Raw genomic sequence first — 974 nt, 5'->3', positions numbered from 1 at the left:
GCACTGGGGCGCCAGGAAGATCAGGGAGCTGCTGATCAGGAAGCTCGCCGGCGATGTGCGCATCCCGGCCAAGAGCACGGTGCATGCCGTGCTCGACCGCCACGGCCTTGTGAGCCAGGCCCGCAAGAGGAACCGGGCGAACAAGGCCATGGGCACGCCGCTGTCGCAGGCCGCCGTCCCCAACGATCTGTGGTGCGCTGACTTCAAGGGCGAGTTCAAGCTCGGCAACGGTCGCTACTGTTACCCCCTGACGGTGACCGACCAGGCCTCGCGCTACCTGCTTCTCGCCGAAGCGCTTGAAGCGACACGGGAAGCGCCGGTCATCGAGGCCTTCGTCCGGCTGTTCAGGGAACGCGGCCTGCCGCTCGCCATTCGAAGCGACAACGGGGTCCCCTTCGCCAGCCCCAACGGCCTCTACAATCTGTCGAAGCTGTCGGTCTGGTGGTTGAGGCTCGGCATTGCCATCGAGCGCATCAAGCCCGGCAACCCGCAACAGAACGGCCGCCACGAGCGCATGCACCGCACCTTGAAGCAGGAGACCACGCGGCCCCCGGGCATGAATGCCCTGCAACAGCAGGCCAGATTTGACGCTTTCATCAGCGAATTCAACGAGGAAAGGCCGCATGAGGCGTTGGCCATGAAGCTACCGACGGAACTCTACACGCCCTCTTCACGGCCGTATTCCGGCCTGCCGGAGCTGACCTATCCCCTCCATGACAAGGACATCCTGGTCACCGCCTGCGGCCGCATCTGCATGATGAGGAAGAAGATCAACGTCTCGACCGTGCTCGCCGGTCAGAGGCTCGGAATAAAGGAGGTCGACGACGGCATTTGGCTCGTAAGCTTCATGCACTATGATCTGGGATATATCGACCTGGAACAGAGAACCTTGCAGACCATCGACAACCCGTTCGGCACGAGGTTGTCACCCATGTCTTAGGTACATTCTGTTACCCATGTCTCCGGGTCGTACC

General features: G+C 62.1%; 1 protein-coding gene. It reads left to right on the top strand.

Going from position 1 to position 974, the window contains the following annotated elements; genetic code table 11:
* Positions 1–940 (top strand): integrase core domain-containing protein (locus NKH80_RS30045; RefSeq protein WP_352995668.1); only part of this gene is annotated, 940 nt, incomplete at its 5' end.
* Positions 941–974: the final 34 nt, after the last annotated feature.

This window comes from Mesorhizobium sp. M0904 (assembly GCF_040319475.1).
Lineage (GTDB): Bacteria > Pseudomonadota > Alphaproteobacteria > Rhizobiales > Rhizobiaceae > Mesorhizobium.
The sequence above is the reverse complement of the archived record's forward strand: the minus strand, read 5'-3'. Positions and strand labels throughout refer to the sequence as shown.